20 protein-coding genes, 2 tRNA genes and 2 pseudogenes are annotated in these 16,374 nt (G+C 49.9%); 16 read left to right on the forward strand and 8 right to left on the reverse strand.

What is annotated here, in order from left to right; genetic code table 11:
• Window positions 1-9 precede the first annotated feature (9 nt).
• From fliJ to rcsA, 10 genes and pseudogenes are all read left to right on the forward strand, one after another.
• A complete protein-coding gene (gene fliJ / locus SK34_RS02480) occupies window positions 10-453 on the forward strand; it encodes a flagellar export protein FliJ (protein WP_003839084.1) in 444 nt (147 codons plus the stop codon).
• On the forward strand, window positions 450-1,664 hold the full coding sequence (gene fliK, locus SK34_RS02485) for a flagellar hook length control protein FliK (protein ID WP_048232272.1): 1,215 nt from the start codon (window positions 450-452) through the stop codon (window positions 1,662-1,664). The genes fliJ and fliK overlap by 4 nt, the downstream gene beginning before the upstream one ends.
• A 104-nt stretch (window positions 1,665-1,768) precedes the next feature.
• Window positions 1,769-2,236 (forward strand): flagellar basal body-associated protein FliL, encoded by a 468-nt coding sequence (gene fliL, locus SK34_RS02490; RefSeq protein ID WP_003030435.1) that lies wholly within the window; start codon window positions 1,769-1,771, stop codon window positions 2,234-2,236.
• Window positions 2,237-2,240: 4 nt separating this feature from the next.
• Complete coding sequence (gene fliM, locus SK34_RS02495) at window positions 2,241-3,245, forward strand: flagellar motor switch protein FliM (RefSeq protein WP_003030434.1); 1,005 nt, start codon at window positions 2,241-2,243, stop codon at window positions 3,243-3,245.
• Window positions 3,242-3,655, forward strand: coding sequence for a flagellar motor switch protein FliN (gene fliN / locus SK34_RS02500; RefSeq protein WP_003030433.1), 414 nt, complete (start codon window positions 3,242-3,244; stop codon window positions 3,653-3,655). Before fliM ends, fliN begins: the two co-directional genes overlap by 4 nt.
• A complete protein-coding gene (gene fliO / locus SK34_RS02505; RefSeq protein ID WP_085951576.1) occupies window positions 3,655-4,032 on the forward strand; it encodes a flagellar biosynthetic protein FliO in 378 nt (125 codons plus the stop codon). Before fliN ends, fliO begins: the two co-directional genes overlap by 1 nt.
• Window positions 4,032-4,769 carry a flagellar type III secretion system pore protein FliP gene (gene fliP / locus SK34_RS02510; protein ID WP_003030427.1) on the forward strand — a complete coding sequence of 246 codons (738 nt, stop codon included), beginning with the start codon at window positions 4,032-4,034 and terminating at the stop codon, window positions 4,767-4,769. Before fliO ends, fliP begins: the two co-directional genes overlap by 1 nt.
• A 9-nt stretch (window positions 4,770-4,778) precedes the next feature.
• Entirely contained in the window at window positions 4,779-5,048 is a 270-nt protein-coding gene (gene fliQ / locus SK34_RS02515; protein WP_003030425.1) for a flagellar biosynthesis protein FliQ, read from the forward strand.
• A gap of 8 nt (window positions 5,049-5,056) precedes the next feature.
• Window positions 5,057-5,852, forward strand: a pseudogene (gene fliR / locus SK34_RS02520) (flagellar biosynthetic protein FliR).
• Between the two features lie 278 nt (window positions 5,853-6,130).
• Entirely contained in the window at window positions 6,131-6,754 is a 624-nt protein-coding gene (gene rcsA, locus SK34_RS02525) for a transcriptional regulator RcsA (RefSeq protein ID WP_003030421.1), read from the forward strand.
• Window positions 6,755-6,808: 54 nt separating this feature from the next.
• Here the strand turns inward: rcsA and dsrB are convergent, their stop codons facing one another.
• A complete protein-coding gene (gene dsrB / locus SK34_RS02530) occupies window positions 6,809-6,997 on the reverse strand; it encodes a protein DsrB (RefSeq protein WP_003030419.1) in 189 nt (62 codons plus the stop codon).
• Between the two features lie 163 nt (window positions 6,998-7,160).
• On the opposite strand from dsrB, the gene yodD reads away from it, so the two are divergent.
• Entirely contained in the window at window positions 7,161-7,388 is a 228-nt protein-coding gene (gene yodD, locus SK34_RS02535) for a YodD family peroxide/acid resistance protein (protein ID WP_003030417.1), read from the forward strand.
• Window positions 7,389-7,594: 206 nt separating this feature from the next.
• Here the strand turns inward: yodD and SK34_RS02540 are convergent, their stop codons facing one another.
• Together SK34_RS02540 and SK34_RS02545 are read right to left on the reverse strand one after the other, a co-directional pair.
• On the reverse strand, window positions 7,595-7,780 hold the full coding sequence (locus SK34_RS02540; protein ID WP_003030415.1) for a YodC family protein: 186 nt from the start codon (window positions 7,778-7,780) through the stop codon (window positions 7,595-7,597).
• A 77-nt stretch (window positions 7,781-7,857) separates the two neighbouring features.
• Entirely contained in the window at window positions 7,858-8,769 is a 912-nt protein-coding gene (locus SK34_RS02545) for a DUF808 domain-containing protein (RefSeq protein WP_003844215.1), read from the reverse strand.
• A gap of 178 nt (window positions 8,770-8,947) precedes the next feature.
• Between SK34_RS02545 and yedA the strand changes: the two genes are divergently transcribed.
• Entirely contained in the window at window positions 8,948-9,868 is a 921-nt protein-coding gene (gene yedA / locus SK34_RS02550; RefSeq protein WP_003839069.1) for a drug/metabolite exporter YedA, read from the forward strand.
• On the opposite strand, the gene SK34_RS02555 is transcribed toward yedA, so the two are convergent.
• The 3 genes from SK34_RS02555 to SK34_RS02565 form a co-directional block, all read right to left on the reverse strand.
• On the reverse strand, window positions 9,860-10,327 hold the full coding sequence (locus SK34_RS02555) for a very short patch repair endonuclease (protein ID WP_048232273.1): 468 nt from the start codon (window positions 10,325-10,327) through the stop codon (window positions 9,860-9,862). The genes yedA and SK34_RS02555 overlap by 9 nt on opposite strands.
• The gene (locus SK34_RS02560; protein WP_048232274.1) at window positions 10,308-11,738 is read right to left on the reverse strand and encodes a DNA cytosine methyltransferase; all 1,431 of its coding nucleotides are present in this window, start codon (window positions 11,736-11,738) and stop codon (window positions 10,308-10,310) included. Before SK34_RS02560 ends, SK34_RS02555 begins: the two co-directional genes overlap by 20 nt.
• A 76-nt stretch (window positions 11,739-11,814) precedes the next feature.
• The gene (locus SK34_RS02565; RefSeq protein ID WP_003839062.1) at window positions 11,815-12,507 is read right to left on the reverse strand and encodes a phosphohydrolase; all 693 of its coding nucleotides are present in this window, start codon (window positions 12,505-12,507) and stop codon (window positions 11,815-11,817) included.
• 441 nt (window positions 12,508-12,948) lie between these two features.
• Between SK34_RS02565 and SK34_RS02570 the strand changes: the two genes are divergently transcribed.
• Window positions 12,949-14,115, forward strand: coding sequence for a porin (locus SK34_RS02570; protein ID WP_032936822.1), 1,167 nt, complete (start codon window positions 12,949-12,951; stop codon window positions 14,113-14,115).
• Window positions 14,116-14,217: 102 nt separating this feature from the next.
• Here the strand turns inward: SK34_RS02570 and SK34_RS02575 are convergent, their stop codons facing one another.
• Window positions 14,218-14,550, reverse strand: coding sequence for an EmrE family multidrug efflux SMR transporter (locus SK34_RS02575; protein WP_003839058.1), 333 nt, complete (start codon window positions 14,548-14,550; stop codon window positions 14,218-14,220).
• Between the two features lie 296 nt (window positions 14,551-14,846).
• Here SK34_RS02575 and SK34_RS24905 point away from each other — a divergent pair.
• A pseudogene (locus SK34_RS24905) lies at window positions 14,847-15,026 on the forward strand (hypothetical protein); the annotation flags it as partial.
• Between the two features lie 27 nt (window positions 15,027-15,053).
• Here SK34_RS24905 and SK34_RS02580 read toward each other — a convergent pair.
• A tRNA-Ser gene (locus tag SK34_RS02580) sits at window positions 15,054-15,143 on the reverse strand.
• 93 nt (window positions 15,144-15,236) lie between these two features.
• Here SK34_RS02580 and mtfA point away from each other — a divergent pair.
• A complete protein-coding gene (gene mtfA, locus SK34_RS02585; protein ID WP_003839056.1) occupies window positions 15,237-16,001 on the forward strand; it encodes a DgsA anti-repressor MtfA in 765 nt (254 codons plus the stop codon).
• A gap of 132 nt (window positions 16,002-16,133) precedes the next feature.
• Window positions 16,134-16,209 (forward strand) — tRNA-Asn (locus tag SK34_RS02590).
• The last annotated feature ends 165 nt before the right edge of the window (window positions 16,210-16,374 follow it).

Raw genomic sequence — 16,374 nt, forward strand, 5'->3', positions numbered from 1 at the left:
GCATAGGTCATGGCACAACATGGTGCATTAGCAACATTGAAAGACCTGGCTGAAAAAGAAGTAGATGACGCTGCTGTCTTATTGGGAGAGATGCGTCGTGGCTGTCAGCAGGCGGAAGAACAGTTAAAAATGCTGATCGATTATCAGCATGAGTATCGCAACAATCTGAATACCGATATGGGCCAGGGTATTACCAGCAATCGCTGGATCAATTACCAACAATTTATTCAGACGCTGGAAAAAGCGATTGAGCAACATCGCCAACAGCTCAATCAATGGACACAGAAAGTAGACCAGGCATTGAACAGTTGGCGCGACAAAAAACAACGATTACAGGCGTGGCAGACGTTGCAGGACAGACAAACCTCGGCGGCGTTACTGGCCGAAAACCGTCTGGATCAGAAAAAAATGGATGAATTTGCTCAGCGCGCAGCTATGAGGAAACCCGAATGATTACTTTACCCCAACTGATTACCACCGACACCGATGTAGCCGCAGGTCTTCAGTCAGGCAAAGCGGTAGATTCACCCGACGATTTTTTAGCGCTACTGGCTGGCGCATTAGGTGCGGGCGACGCACAAGGTAAAGACGCCCCGCTGTCGCTTGCCGACTTACAGGCGGCCAGCAGTAAGCTGCAAAAAGGGTTGCTGCAAAAAAATGGCGATGCCACACCGTCGGTCAAATTAACCGATCTGCTGGCGCAACAGGAGCTGCAAACCGAGACTTCTCTTGCCGACATGACTGACGCTCAGCAACTGTTGTCCGCTCTCACGCCTTCACTGAAAGCGAATGCCCTGACGACACTGGGCAAAGTCGCGCAGCAGGACGAAAAAAACACTACGCTGAGTGATGACGATCTCGCCAACCTGAGCGCGTTGTTCGCCATGCTGCCAGGACAACCACTGGCTACGCCTGCCGTCGACAGCGCACCAGCCCCTGTTGATGCGGCGCTTTCCGCATTGTCACGAGGAGCGGTACACGGCGCGGCGACTGATAATGCAGACGAATTACTGCCGGGCGATGCCAAAAAAGGCAAAGCGGATGTCACGATTGCTGGCGGTGGTGCTAATCAGGCAAACAATCCAACATTAACCCCGCTGACGGCAGCAGTGAACGCCAGAGCTGAAATCGACAGCACCCCGTCACCGACCAGCATTGGCATGACTGCGGCCCCGCTAAGTGGTCCACAAACACACGCACAACCGTTACCGACGGCCGCGCCGGTGTTAAGCGCTCCGTTAGGTAGCCATGAATGGCAGCAATCGCTGAGCCAGCACGTCACCTTGTTCACGCGCCAGGGCCAGCAAAGCGCAGAGCTGCGTCTGCATCCGCAGGACCTGGGTCAGGTACATATTTCGCTCAAGCTGGACGATAACCTCGCGCAGTTACAAATGGTTTCACCGCACAGTCACGTGCGCGCTGCACTGGAAGCCGCATTACCGATGCTGCGTACACAGTTGGCTGAAAGCGGGATCCAACTGGGGCAAAGCAACATCAGCAGTGAAAGCTTCGCTGGCCATCAGCAGTCTTCCGGACAGCAACAGCAGTCTGGTCGCGCTCAAGGACAAGACATTTTTGCCGCTGAAGATGACGCAATACTGGCAACCCCAGCCTCGCTGCAAGCCGCTGCCCGCGGCGATGGCGCAGTAGACATCTTCGCCTAACGCCAGAGGTAGCATGATTATCCGCGTCTTTTCCACGCTTTGTCGTGGACAGGACACGGGATAATCAGCCCATAAGCTGTACCGAAACAGGAAGCCCGTATCTGATGACTGACTCCGCGATTAACAAAAAAAGTAAACGCGCTATTTGGATCCCTCTGCTGGTATTAATTACCCTCGCCGCCTGCGCAACTGCAGGTTATAGCTACTGGCGCATGCAGCAGCAGCCTTCCGCCAGCGTCAAAGCGGAACCGGCTCCACCGCCAGCCCCGGTGTTCTTTGCGCTGGATACCTTTACCGTCAATCTGGGTGATGCAGACCGTGTGCTGTATATCGGTATCACACTGCGCATGAAAGATGAGGCGACACGTTCACGTCTTAACGAATATCTGCCGGAAGTGCGCAGCCGCTTGCTGCTGCTATTTTCTCGTCAGAATGCGGCCACACTCGCCACCGAGGAAGGTAAGCAACAGCTGATTACCGCCATCAAAGAGACGCTGGCGACTCCGCTTGTTGTTGGACAACCGAAACAGGTTGTCACCGACGTTCTTTATACAGCTTTTATTCTGCGGTAAAGACATGGGCGACAGTATTCTTTCTCAGGCAGAAATCGACGCATTGCTGAACGGCGATAGCGAAACCAAAGACGAACCCATTTCAGGTATCGCAAAAGAAAGCGATATTCGTCCTTATGATCCCAACACTCAGCGTCGCGTGGTACGTGAGCGTTTACAGGCGTTGGAGATCATTAACGAACGCTTCGCGCGCCAGTTCCGTATGGGGTTATTTAACCTGTTGCGCCGTAGCCCGGATATTACCGTGGGTGCGATCCGTATCCAGCCTTACCACGAATTTGCGCGCAACTTGCCGGTTCCGACCAACCTGAACTTAATCCACCTGAAGCCGCTGCGCGGTACGGGTCTGGTGGTGTTCTCACCAAGTCTGGTATTTATCGCCGTAGACAACCTGTTCGGTGGTGACGGTCGTTTCCCGACGAAAGTGGAAGGCCGCGAATTTACGCACACAGAACAGCGCGTTATCAACCGCATGCTGAAGCTGGCGCTGGAAAGCTACAGCGACGCGTGGAAGGCCATCAACCCACTGGAAGTGGAATACGTCCGTTCTGAGATGCAGGTGAAATTTACCAATATCACCACCTCCCCGAACGACATTGTGGTGAACACCCCGTTCCACGTTGAAATTGGCAACCTGACCGGTGAATTTAACATCTGTCTGCCATTCAGCATGATTGAGCCGTTGCGTGAGCTGCTGGTGAATCCGCCGCTGGAAAACTCGCGTAATGAAGATCAGAACTGGCGCAATAATCTGGTGCGTCAGGTTCAGCATTCTGAGCTGGAGCTGGTGGCAAACTTTGCCGACATTCCGCTGCGGCTATCCCAGATTTTAAAACTGAAACCCGGCGATGTACTGCCGATTGAAAAACCCGACCGCATTATTGCTCATGTGGACGGCGTGCCTGTGCTGACCAGCCAGTATGGCACCGTAAACGGTCAGTATGCGTTACGCGTAGAACATCTGATAAACCCGATTTTGAATTCGCTGAATGAGGAACAGCCCAAATGAGTGATATGAATAATCCGTCCGATGAGAACACTGGCGCATTGGACGATCTGTGGGCTGACGCGTTAAACGAGCAAAAAACCACGCCCACCAAAAGTGCGGCCGATGCGGTATTCCAGCAGTTAGGTGGCGGCGACGTCAGCGGTGCTTTGCAGGACATCGACCTGATCATGGACATTCCGGTCAAACTGACCGTCGAACTGGGCCGTACCCGCATGACCATCAAAGAGCTGCTGCGCCTGACGCAGGGGTCGGTTGTCGCACTGGATGGTCTGGCAGGCGAACCGCTGGATATCCTGATCAACGGTTATCTGATTGCCCAGGGCGAAGTCGTCGTGGTCGCGGATAAATACGGTGTGCGTATCACTGACATTATCACCCCGTCTGAACGTATGCGCCGTCTGAGCCGTTAATCATGAATACCCAGGCTACCGTTTCTCAACCCGCCGCCGTTCCCGGTTCACCGCTGGTGCAGGTAAGCGGCGCGCTGCTCGGGATCATCGTCTTGATCCTGGCGGTGGCCTGGGTCATTAAACGTCTGGGATTTGCCCCCAAAAGTGCCGGTACTCGCGGGCTGAAAGTCGCAGCCAGCACCTCATTGGGTCCACGTGAGCGCGTGGTGATTGTCGAGGTCGAAGATGCCCGTCTGGTACTGGGTGTCACAGCCTCGCAGATTAACGTCCTGCACACCCTGCCCCCGGCACCTGCCGATGCAGAAGAAAAAACGGCCTCCCCTGCGGATTTCCAGGCCATGATGAAGAGTTTGCTTAAGCGTCCTGGGAGATCCTGATGCGCCGTTTGTTATCCCTCACGCTGGCAGGCTTGTGGCTTTTCAGTCCCGTTGCCCTCGCCCAACTCCCGGGTCTGGTTAGTCAGCCGTTGCCGGGCGGCGGACAAAGCTGGTCTTTGCCCGTGCAGACACTGGTGTTCATCACCTCGCTGACGTTCCTGCCTGCAATTTTGCTGATGATGACCAGCTTCACCCGCATCATCATTGTTTTCGGTCTCCTGCGAAATGCACTGGGTACCCCCTCTGCACCACCTAACCAGGTGCTACTGGGCCTGGCGCTCTTTTTGACCTTTTTCATCATGTCGCCAGTGATCGATAAAATCTACGTCGACGCATATCAACCGTTCAGCGAAGAGAAGATCTCCATGCAGGAAGCTATGGAGAAAGGTGCCCAGCCGCTGCGTGAGTTTATGTTGCGCCAGACCCGTGAAGCCGATCTGGCCCTCTTCGCGCGCTTAGCAAACAGCGGTCCATTACAGGGACCAGAAGCCGTGCCGATGCGAATTTTGCTACCCGCTTATGTCACCAGTGAGTTGAAAACAGCATTCCAGATAGGTTTTACCATTTTTATTCCGTTTCTGATTATCGACCTGGTGATCGCCAGCGTACTGATGGCGCTCGGGATGATGATGGTACCGCCAGCCACAATCGCGTTGCCGTTTAAGCTGATGCTGTTTGTGTTGGTAGACGGTTGGCAGCTACTTGTCGGCTCGCTGGCACAAAGCTTTTACAGTTAGAGGCGCGAAATGACTCCTGAATCGGTCATGATGATGGGCACAGAGGCGATGAAAGTCGCCCTGGCCCTTGCTGCGCCTTTGCTGTTGGTCGCTCTCGTCACAGGTCTTATCATCAGTATTCTGCAGGCGGCGACCCAGATTAACGAAATGACGCTGTCCTTCATTCCCAAAATTGTCGCGGTGTTTATTGCCATCATTGTTGCTGGCCCGTGGATGCTTAACCTGCTGCTCGACTACGTGCGTACGCTGTTCAGCAATATCCCCTATATCATCGGGTAGACAACGTTATGTTGCAGGTGACCAGCGTTGAGTGGCTCCACTGGCTGAATTTATACTTCTGGCCTTTGCTGCGCATACTGGCGCTCATCTCAACGGCCCCCATCCTCAGTGAACGAGCCATCCCCAAACGGGTAAAGCTGGGGCTGGGGTTGATGATAACCGTCGTTATCGCCCCGTCAATTCCCGCCGTTGACGTCCCCATCTTTTCGATCGGCGCACTATGGCAGGCAATGCAACAAATCCTGATCGGTATCGCTTTAGGCTTCACCATGCAGTTTGCGTTTGCCGCGGTACGTACCGCCGGGGAATTAATTGGCCTGCAAATGGGCCTTTCCTTCGCGACGTTCTTCGATCCCGGTAGCCGTCTGAATATGCCGGTTCTGGCACGACTGATCGACATGCTCGCCATGCTGCTGTTCCTGACCTTTAACGGTCATTTATGGCTGATTTCGCTGCTGGTAGATACTTTTCATACTCTGCCCATCGGTGGCAATCCGGTGAACAGCAATGCGTTTCTCGCGCTGGCACGGGCGGGTAGCCTGATTTTCCTCAACGGGCTAATGCTGGCCCTGCCGGTAATGACGCTGCTACTCACGCTGAACCTCGCACTTGGTTTGTTAAATCGCATGGCGCCACAGCTGTCGGTTTTCGTCATCGGCTTTCCTCTCACTCTGACCGTAGGTATTTCACTGATGGCGGCGCTAATGCCATTAATTGCGCCATTCTGCGAACGATTATTCAGTGAAATTTTTAATTTACTGGCCGATATCGTCAGCGAAATGCCTGGAAAATAATAACCCTTAATTTTTATCCTGTTTTACTAAGGATTGTCCTAATTTTAAAAAGTGACAACATCCACCAGGATATCTCTGTCGCGGCTTATTTGTTTTTGCCTCACTCACATAACGCAACATTCACTTTACTTTAAGATGTTTCCTGGCAAATTATACGCAACTTTACGGGATAGTAAATTCGCCTGAAAAACAGCGAAAGCGTCATCTTGGGTCGTTATTATTCCGTTTAGTTGTGATGAAATAATCAGGTAAGGGGAATTATCGTTACGCATTGAGTGAGGGTATGCCATGTCAACGATTATTATGGATTTATGCAGTTACACCCGACTAGGGTTAACCGGGTATCTGGTAAGTCGGGGAGTGAAAAAAAGGGAAATCAACAACATTTCCAACGTTGATGAACTCAGTCTCGCCTGTGTCTCTCAACAACCCGCTGTGGTGTTTATTAATGAGGACTGCTTTATCCACGATCCTGCTAATAGCCAGCAAATAAAGCAAATCATTAATCAGCATCCCAGCACATTATTTATTGTGTTTATGGCAATTGCCAACGTGCATTTTGATGAATATCTACTCGTCAGAAAAAACTTATTGATTAGTTCTAAATCGATTAAACCTGACTCACTGGATAAACTACTTGGCGATATTCTGAAAAAAGAAGTAGATATTGCTATTGATGTGAATCTGCCGACATTATCATTAAGTCGAACCGAATCCAGCATGCTGCGTATGTGGATGGAGGGTCAGGGAACAATACAGATATCGGATCAAATGAATATCAAAGCCAAGACGGTGTCATCCCATAAGGGGAATATAAAACGAAAGATTAAGACGCATAATAAGCAAGTTATCTATCACGTTGTGAGGCTTACGGATAACGTCACCAATGGTATCTTTGTGAATATGCGCTAAGACGTTCTGACTGGTGGCGACTCCACCAGTCAGAATCAAACAGCGGAACTCATCTCACTCCACTTTTTCCACAAAGATACCATCCTGATGACCTGATTCATTAAAGAACCAGATACCGAGCGGGTAGTCTTCCAGCGAAACCAGGTACATGGTGCCTTCACTAAACTCTTCGATTGCCAGTACCACGCCCGGTCGACGAGGACCGCCGTCCGTTTTGACTGTGACCCGATCATTCACCTTCATAGTTTTCCTCCTGTGGCTTTGTGCCAGTGTAGAACAAATTCCTTTTTCTGGCAGCGCTCTGCACGCGCGATTGCGGATTTTATCGACGGTCTATACTTAAGTTGTGCGTATCTGATGTTTGGGTACGCTCCCCCGGTATCCTTAACGGTTGAGAGGTATGAGGATGAAAACCGCGAAAGAGTACAGCGATACGGCCAAACGTGAAGTCAGCGTCGATGTGGACGCGCTGCTAAAGGCAATCAACGAAATCTGCGAGAGTGAAATTCATCGCAGCCAGGATGACCCGGAGCGCGTTAGCGTCGACGGCCGAGATTACCATACATGGCATGAACTGGCCGACGCGTTCGAGCTTGATATCCACGACTTTAGCGTATCGGAGATCAATCGCTGACTGAGGGCGAAAAAAATCCCGGCCCTTATAGGGTCGGGATCAAGCTTGCTTATGCAAGAAGCACTTGTAAATTCGTTACACCAGAAAATCTGATGTGAACCAAACCTTATCTGCAATTTTTTTGCCTGACAAGTAAATAATTCTCACTAAAATGATAAATATAACTAATGGGTGAGAGATCACCAGGTTACGGTCGAGTCAAATGTTCAGGCATCCTGACAGAGCTGTCTTCGCTCGCCCGGCACCACCAGTTCATCTTCACGGAATGCTTCCCGTTTAACGCCAAAGCCGTCGTACCAGCGACACTCCACCATTCCGCTGGCATACCCGGTAACGATCATACGTGGGCCACCCTCTTTGGAGGTGACTTCCTCACTGACAGAAAAGACCATACCTGCCTCCTGTATCAAGAGAAACCTTTACACCTTAGATGACAAAGAGGCGTTTTGCATAATCAGTCCTGTAACAATTAGTGCGAAACTCCGCGCAGTCTGGCGACAGCTTTCACCAGCAGAACGACAATCCCACCGATGATAAAGCCGAGCACCAGGTTAAGCAGGGTCGGAAGCATTAGCGAAATCAATGTACTTTGCTGTTGAGCAAAATGTTCAATCGCATGATGCAGCGGTGATATTCCGTGTACCACAATACCGCCCCCCACCAAAAACATCGCCAATGTACCGACCACAGAAAGTGTTTTCATCAGCCAGGGGGCAACCACCAGCAATCCTTTCCCCAGCGACTGGGCAAGTTGGCTACGTTTTTCTGCCAGCCAGTACCCGATGTCGTCAAGCTTAACGATAATCCCGACCAGGCCATACACGCCCACGGTCACCACTAACGCGATACCCGATAACACCAACACCTGATTCAGCAAAGGTGCATCCGCTACAATACCCAGCGTAATCGCAACAATCTCGGCAGACAAAATGAAGTCAGTACGTATTGCCCCTTTGATTTTATCTTTCTCAAAGGCGAGTGGATCCTGTGCGGCCAGAGCAGCCAGACGCTGCTGACGCTCTTCCGGGCTTTCTTTGTGCTTACGCGCCTCCAGGGTATGCAGAACCTTTTCTACCCCTTCAAAACAGAGAAACGCCCCACCTACCATTAATAAGGGGGTGATCGCCCAGGGAATAAATGCGCTTATCAATAGCGCCAACGGTACAAGGATAACTTTGTTTACAAACGACCCCTTCGCCACGCTCCAGACCACCGGGAGTTCACGGTTCGCCCGCACGCCCGATACCTGCTGCGCATTAAGCGACAGATCATCTCCCAGCACGCCCGCGGTTTTTTTCGCGGCCAATTTTCCCATCACTGATATATCATCCAGCAGCGTGGCGATATCATCGAGTAAGGTTAGTAAGCTACTTCCTGCCAAAATTTTGACCCTCAATATTATTTTTTTGCAGTCATAAGTATGAAGTAAAACACGCCATGCTGAAACTGACCTTTCTGGTCAACAAGTTTTTAACATCGACACGTAATTATAAATCTCGCCAGTAAGATAGTTTTGACGTTTACTATGTTGCACCTTTTTATTTCTACCGTGAGGGATTATGCGTTTCAGGCAATTGTTACCGCTTTTCAGTGCGCTATTCGCGCTGTACATCATTTGGGGTTCCACGTACTTCGTTATTCGCATTGGTGTTGAAAGCTGGCCGCCGTTAATGATGGCAGCCGTACGTTTTCTCTCTGCGGGAATTTTATTAACAAGTTTTTTACTTATTCGCGGGCATAAGCTCCCCCCCTTACGCTTAATCCTGAACGCCGCGTTAATTGGTATCCTGCTGCTGGCTGTGGGTAATGGACTGGTCACCGTCGCAGAACATCAAAATGTCCCTTCCGGTATTGCCGCCGTGGTGGTCGCCACCGTCCCGCTATTTACGCTGTGTTTTAGCCACTTTTTTGGCATCAAAACGCGCAAACTGGAATGGTTGGGAATAGCGATTGGGCTCGCAGGGATCATCATGCTGAACAGCGGAGGCAATTTAAGTGGCAATCCGTGGGGCGCTATTTTAATCCTGATCGGTTCGATAAGCTGGGCGTTTGGCTCGGTGTACGGTTCACGCATTACGCTGCCCGTTGGCATGATGGCCGGAGCCATTGAAATGTTAGCAGCCGGTATTGTGCTGATGTGCGCATCGTTACTCTCCGGGGAAAAACTGACCACCATGCCAACATTTTCCGGCTTTATGGCGGTGGCTTACCTGGCCCTGTTTGGCTCCATTATTGCCATTAATGCGTATATGTTCTTGATCCGCAATGTCAGCCCGGCGCTAGCCACCAGCTACGCCTACGTCAATCCGGTTGTTGCGGTGCTGTTAGGTACCGGTCTGGGGGGAGAAAGACTGGCCCCTATCGAATGGCTGGCGCTCGGCGTGATCGTGTTTGCTGTGGTGCTGGTAACATTGGGGAAATACCTGTTCCCTGTTAAAGCGGATGCCGTCGCGAGTTCGTCGGAAAAAACATTACAGTAAATGAATACCGAGAGTGTCGATCTGCGCGGTGTCGCCACCGCCGCAGATCCACTCGCTGACACGTTCAGATAACGCTTCATCATCCAGCTTTTCGCGACCACGCAGGGCGCACTCCCAGACAATCAGTACGCGCCAGCCAAGAGCCTGCAATTTTTCACAATCCCGCGCATCGCGTTGGACATTTTTGCCTATTTTTTCCAGCCAGAATTCCGTTCGTGTCGCGGGGACTTTAAACAAATAGCAATTGTGGTGGTGCCAGAAACAACCGTGAGTAAAAATCACACAATGATAATCATCCACCACAAAATCGGGGCGACCGGGTAACGTCGCATCCTGCACGCGAAACGTTACCCCCTGCTCTGTCAGCACGCTGGCAAGGCGTTTTTCAATTGCGGTATCGCGGGTGGCTATCGCCCGCATATTTTTACTGCGTGTTGCTTTATCGTGAACGTCTGCCATGCAGGTTCTCTTTCTCGCGAATAGCAACTGCCTGCCTGATTTTTGGCTCCAGCAGCCTGGCCACCGCCGCAAATGCCGGAACGACCACCGAATTACCAAACTGGCGATAAGCCTGAGTATCTGACACGGGGATCCTGAACTGATAGCCTTGCGGAGATTCAAACCCCATCAGGCGCGCGCACTCTCTGGGCGTAAGTCTGCGAGGGCGGTGTCTCTGATTCTGAGGATCGTCAAAATCTTTTTCACCCAGCGCCATATCCCAGCCACGGTCAATCAGAATCTCCGCCCCATCCTTATAATAACGCGCAGATAATGTGCGCGTTACGCTATCAGGGTTACCGGGATACACCATGCCATAGCCAAATCCATTTCCCCGCGCCTGATGCTTTTTCGCATAGCGGTAGAGGTATTTCCACAGCACCGGCGTCAGCACATATTTCGCATCGACGGTCGGCTCAAGCAGTTCCGCCAGCGTAGTACGCCGCTGCGGATAACGCGTGACAATATCCCGCAGCGTGAAGTCTGATTTCAAATTCAGATCGCGTCGGAAGCCGACAAGCACGATACGTTCGCGATGTTGAGGCAAAAAATGTTGCCCATCGATAATTTTCGGATCGTCCGGACCGTTATCTGCCGCATCTGCCACGTCATACCCCAGCTCGTCCAGCGTCTGCATAATGATGCGAAACGTTTTGCCTTGATCGTGACTCTTCAGGTTTTTGACGTTTTCGAGCACAAATATTGCAGGTCGACGAGCGTCGATAATGCGCACCACGTCAAAAAAGAGTGTGCCTTGTGTATCGCAGGCAAAACCGTGGGCCCGCCCTAACGCATTTTTCTTTGACACCCCGGCCAGGGAGAAGGGCTGACAAGGAAATCCCGCCAGCAGTACATCGTGTTCTGGAATGTGCTGGCGAATATGTTCTGCCGCCTGCTGGTCGCTCACCCCATCCTGATGGCTCAGCGTGACATCACGAATATCTTCATTAAAGTGATGCTGGAAGGGATCGCAATAGTTGTTCGCTTTGTAGGTGCGCACCGCATGCTTGTTCCACTCGCTGGTAAACACGCACTGCCCACCAATTGCCTCAAAGCCGCGACGAATCCCGCCAATGCCGGCAAACAGATCGATAAATCGAAAGGCATAATGCGGATGATGCGCAGGTGGCGTCGGCAGTAAGGAATTCAGATAAGTAAACTCATTGTCGCTGAGGCGATGCCATGCTTCGTTCGCCACCGCTCGCTTAAAGATGGCCGGACTCCAGCGGTTCTCGCCAACACCGTTCAGATAAGCAACCAGGGTTTTCACGTCATATATTTCAAGCAACTTAGCCAAAATCACCTGCGCGGCGGCCTTGTTATCATCTGTCATCGGGTTCATGGAGCCTGCTACTGAAAAATTATCCTGCATACATTTAACCGGCCGAAATGGATAACCGACAGATTAACATAAAATAGTGCGGTTGACGTTGAGGCTGTACTGGCGACTAACGTGCTTTAAAGGGTTGAATCGCGTCAAGATCCAGCATTTCATACTCTCCTTTTAACTCCGCACTCAGCTTCGCCATATACGTCAGTAAGAAGTCAGCATTATGCTGCGCTAAATGTCGTCCTTGTTCAGTTTGCATCGTCGACGGCAACGTCAATAACTTGGTCTGGAAGTGATCGAGCGCGTACTGTTTGTCGTCAAGGCCACGCTGGCGGGCAAACGGATCTTCCGCATCAAATAGCGCCACGCCTAACGCACCAGACACAGCAAATACGCGCGCTAGACCGATAGCCCCCAACGCCTCAAGCCGGTCCGCATCCTGCACGATTTTCGCTTCAAGGGTTTCTGGTGCAATTTTGGCGCTAAAACTGTGCGCCTCGATGGCATGGCACACGGCAGGTATTCTTTGTTGTGGAAAATCCGGAAAATCGCGCATCAAAATGCGACGCGTTTCCAGAGCTGCCAGTACCGACGAACGATGACGCTCAGGATGGTTCTTTGGCAGGCTGACGAGATCATGGAAGTAGCACGCGGTCAACACCACTAGCCAGTCTACAGTAGCATCTGTACTCAGCTTTTGCGCCGTCATCCACACACGACGAAAGTGAAAGATGTCATGCGCAGCATCTTGTCCGGAATGGTTATCAGCTAACCAAGCTTCAAATTGCGACTGCCAGTCGTGCAGTTTCATGCTATCTCCCTTTGTAGAAAGAAAATCACCTTAGCAACAATTTTCATTGCAAACCACTGCCTGCCCCATTACATAATTAACTTTTATTATCGCACCAAAAACAAAATCCACATGAATTTATAGAAACCATAATCTCAATATCAACAACTATATTATATGAATAACAAAAACAAATACTCCCCACAAATAAAATTCAAGTTTCAAATAAATAACTAGATATACATAAAATATTGATTAAAAATGATTTGTGTAACAAATAGCAATTTAATCAACATATATTTATAGTTATAAAAACACACCAATGAAACATCTAGAAATATTTTAAATACATTTGTTATATGTTATATTTTAAATTAAATGAACTTCATAGATAGTATCCAAATGTAGTTTCTTGGATAGTACTACATATTCATTTTAATTATCATGCAAAGGGAATACATAATGAAAAGAAAAGTATTGGCACTGCTTCTCCCTGCTTTATTAGCTGCAGGCGCAGCAAATGCGGCTGAAATCTATAATAAAAACGGCAATAAACTGGATCTGTATGGAAAAGTCGATGGTCTGCGTTATTTCTCTGATAACCCTGGCGACGATGGCGATCAGACCTATGCCCGTCTGGGTTTTAAGGGCGAAACACAGATCAACGACATGCTGACCGGTTATGGTCAGTGGGAATACAACATTAAGGCCAATACTGCTGAAGGTGAAGGCGCAAATGCTGCAACTCGTCTGGCCTTTGCCGGTTTAGGTTTTGGCCAGAACGGTACCTTCGACTATGGTCGTAACTACGGCGTCGTCTACGATGTAGAAGCCTGGACAGATATGCTGCCGGAATTTGGCGGTGACACCTACACCCAGACCGACGTGTATATGACCGGTCGTACCAATGGCGTGGCCACTTACCGTAATAATGGTTTCTTTGGTCAGGTTGATGGCCTGAACTTTGCTTTGCAGTATCAAGGCAATAATGAAGATGGTGGTTCAGGCGAAGGTACCGGTAATGGTAAAGGTCGGGACCTGACACGTGAGAACGGCGACGGTTTCGGTATGTCCACCTCTTATGACTTCGACTTCGGTTTAAGTCTTGGCGCTGCATACTCCAGTTCTGACCGTTCTAACAATCAAGTTGCTGAAGGTCGCAATGATCGTAGCTACACCAGTAAATATGCTGGTGGTGAAACAGCAGATGCATGGACTGTTGGCGCGAAATATGACGCTAACAACGTATACCTGGCTGCAATGTATGCCGAAACCCGCAATATGACCGCTTATGGTGATGACAAAGGCGGTATCGCCAACAAAACGCAGAACTTCGAAGTTGTTGCACAATACCAGTTTGACTTTGGTTTGCGCCCGTCCGTTGCATTCCTGCAATCTAAAGGTGTCGACTTAGGTGGCTGGGATCACCATAGCAATGGCACCCCACGCTACACCGACAAAGATCTGGTCAAATATGTTGAAGTGGGTATGACTTACTACTTCAACAAAAACATGTCCACCTACGTTGACTATAAAATCAACCTGCTGGACGAAGACGACAGCTTCTATGAAAGCAATGGTATCGCAACTGACGACATCGTTGCCGTTGGTTTAGTCTACCAGTTCTAATTACGACAAAAATACGCAAGCCCGCTTCATACCAAGCGGGCTTTTTCACCGCACAGGGATAAGCTCTGCTAACAGCGCCAGATATCCGACACTCTTTTAGAATTAATGCGGGGAAGATTTTGAAAAAATATTGATAACCAGAACCCCAGCGCAAATCAGGAACATGCCTGCGATCGCCGGGAAATCCAGCTTTTGCCCACTTACCAACCAGCCCAAAAGGCTGATTAATACGATTCCAGCACCTGACCAAATTGCGTACGCAATACCCGTTGGAATCGTCGAAAGCGTCTGAGCGAGAAGATAAAAAGCAGTGCAGTAGCACACAATGGTTGCGACAGATGGCCATAGACGTGTAAACCCGTCAGAGAACTTCATCAGGGTTGTACCTATTACTTCAGCTACAATGGCCCCGGCAAGGAAAATGTATGAATTCAAAATCTGGCCCCATGTGACAATCTAAGATAATTATCGTATCACAAAGGGTTAAGTGAGTTTATCCAAAACAAGTCGTGGGCATAACCCCAACAAATATTGCAATCTTGTCACCGTCTTGTGCGCCCGCTCATCGCTCAAAGATAACTGTCAGATTTATTCTCGAGGCTTGTTGCTAATTTCTCTAACGGCCTGGTTTCTGGGGCTATCTTCTTCTAGCATAAAAGCCAAAATAACGTTAGCTACCCTGCCCCTGGTTTAACTTTGAGCCGCAGGAAAAAAACTTGATAGAAACGAGAAAGGACAAACAACTATTCTCAGATCACAAAACTGAACGCCAGGTTGCGGTTTATGACAGAAAAGTGAAAATTTCCCCCACACTGGATCTTCCAGTATTGGGCAAATCAGAACATGATGATGGCGAGCTTTATACTAAGCGAATATACCGACACTATACCAAGTGTGACATGAGTCGTTGAAAGGAATTGAGCTAAGTGTTTGAATAGTGGCGGAGAGAGGGGGATTTGAACCCCCGGTAGAGTTGCCCCTACTCCGGTTTTCGAGACCGGTCCATTCAGCCGCTCTGGCATCTCTCCGTTTTGGCGTTTGCCATGATGCCAGGTAATTTGGCATTTTAACAGACCCCGTTCCGTCAATTTCGTTCAAGTGACGAGTTTGCGAGCAAAACGATGATTAAGTGGCCCTGGAAAGAGCAAGAAACAACCCGGAGTGACGACTGGCCGTGGGACGACGCCCAGGCTATTCCTCTTCTGGTGAATCTCACCGAGCAAGAACAAGCCAGACTTATCGCCCTGGCCGAGCGCTTTTTACAGCAAAAAAGATTGGTAGCGCTTCAGGGGTTTGAACTTGACCCACTGAAAAGTGCGCGCATTGCGCTGCTTTTCTGTTTGCCTGTCCTGGAATTAGGGATCGAGTGGCTCGACGGGTTTCATGAAGTTCTCATCTACCCTGCCCCGTTTGTCGTTGACGATGAATGGGAAGACGATATTGGGCTGGTGCATAATCAACGGGTTGTACAGTCCGGGCAGAGCTGGCAGCAAGGTCCGATAATCCTTAACTGGCTCGACATTCAGGATTCTTTTGATGCCTCCGGCTTTAATCTGATCATCCATGAAGTGGCACATAAGCTTGATATGCGTAATGGCGACCGCGCCAGCGGTATTCCGGCGATCCCTCTGCGAGATATTGCCGGTTGGGAGCACGACCTGTATGCCGCAATGAATAACATTCAGGATGAAATTGATCTGGTCGGTGAAACCGCGTGCAGTATAGATGCTTACGCAGCAACCGACCCGGCCGAATGCTTTGCCGTTCTTTCGGAGTATTTCTTCAGTGCTCCTGAATTATTTGCGCCACGTTTTCCGGCCTTATGGCAGCGTTTTATTCAGTTTTACCGCCAGAACCCCATGGAGCGGTTACGCGATACCCGCTAAGATGGTCATTATCGCTCACCAAATGTGCATTAACGCTGAATTTGAAGATTAATTAAGCAATTGAAATGACGCGCTAATTTTACTGTTGACACCTCATGGTGAGGTCAGTAATATGCGCCTCGTTCACACGATTCCTCTGTAGTTCAGTCGGTAGAACGGCGGACTGTTAATCCGTATGTCACTGGTTCGAGTCCAGTCAGAGGAGCCATATTTAAGAAGCCTGCTTAGGAAACTAAGCAGGCTTTTTGCTTTTTCGGTCGCTATAAAATCCCCTCTGATAAGCACCCTGCCTGCTCTGCACCCCCGTTACATGCCGCATCACAACGTTGATTAAAGTTATGTAAATGTAAATCGTTTAAACTTTGCAATTATT

Source organism: Citrobacter sp. MGH104 (assembly GCF_001034485.1).
Classification (GTDB): domain Bacteria; phylum Pseudomonadota; class Gammaproteobacteria; order Enterobacterales; family Enterobacteriaceae; genus Citrobacter; species Citrobacter freundii.

Bases quoted from the DNA above. Each gene is read 5' to 3' on its own strand.
- SK34_RS02570 (WP_032936822.1), top strand. From the start codon at position 12,949: ATGAAAAGAAAAGTATTGGCACTGCTTCTCCCTGCTTTATTAGCTGCA.
- fliQ (WP_003030425.1), top strand. From the start codon at position 4,779: ATGACTCCTGAATCGGTCATGATGATGGGCACAGAGGCGATGAAAGTC.
- fliP (WP_003030427.1), top strand. From the start codon at position 4,032: ATGCGCCGTTTGTTATCCCTCACGCTGGCAGGCTTGTGGCTTTTCAGT.
- fliM (WP_003030434.1), top strand. From the start codon at position 2,241: ATGGGCGACAGTATTCTTTCTCAGGCAGAAATCGACGCATTGCTGAAC.
- SK34_RS02555 (WP_048232273.1), bottom strand. From the start codon at position 10,327: ATGGCAGACGTTCACGATAAAGCAACACGCAGTAAAAATATGCGGGCG.
- SK34_RS02540 (WP_003030415.1), bottom strand. From the start codon at position 7,780: ATGGTCTTTTCTGTCAGTGAGGAAGTCACCTCCAAAGAGGGTGGCCCA.
- dsrB (WP_003030419.1), bottom strand. From the start codon at position 6,997: ATGAAGGTGAATGATCGGGTCACAGTCAAAACGGACGGCGGTCCTCGT.
- yedA (WP_003839069.1), top strand. From the start codon at position 8,948: ATGCGTTTCAGGCAATTGTTACCGCTTTTCAGTGCGCTATTCGCGCTG.
- fliN (WP_003030433.1), top strand. From the start codon at position 3,242: ATGAGTGATATGAATAATCCGTCCGATGAGAACACTGGCGCATTGGAC.
- rcsA (WP_003030421.1), top strand. From the start codon at position 6,131: ATGTCAACGATTATTATGGATTTATGCAGTTACACCCGACTAGGGTTA.
- mtfA (WP_003839056.1), top strand. From the start codon at position 15,237: ATGATTAAGTGGCCCTGGAAAGAGCAAGAAACAACCCGGAGTGACGAC.
- fliL (WP_003030435.1), top strand. From the start codon at position 1,769: ATGACTGACTCCGCGATTAACAAAAAAAGTAAACGCGCTATTTGGATC.
- fliK (WP_048232272.1), top strand. From the start codon at position 450: ATGATTACTTTACCCCAACTGATTACCACCGACACCGATGTAGCCGCA.
- SK34_RS02565 (WP_003839062.1), bottom strand. From the start codon at position 12,507: ATGAAACTGCACGACTGGCAGTCGCAATTTGAAGCTTGGTTAGCTGAT.
- SK34_RS02560 (WP_048232274.1), bottom strand. From the start codon at position 11,738: ATGCAGGATAATTTTTCAGTAGCAGGCTCCATGAACCCGATGACAGAT.
- fliJ (WP_003839084.1), top strand. From the start codon at position 10: ATGGCACAACATGGTGCATTAGCAACATTGAAAGACCTGGCTGAAAAA.
- yodD (WP_003030417.1), top strand. From the start codon at position 7,161: ATGAAAACCGCGAAAGAGTACAGCGATACGGCCAAACGTGAAGTCAGC.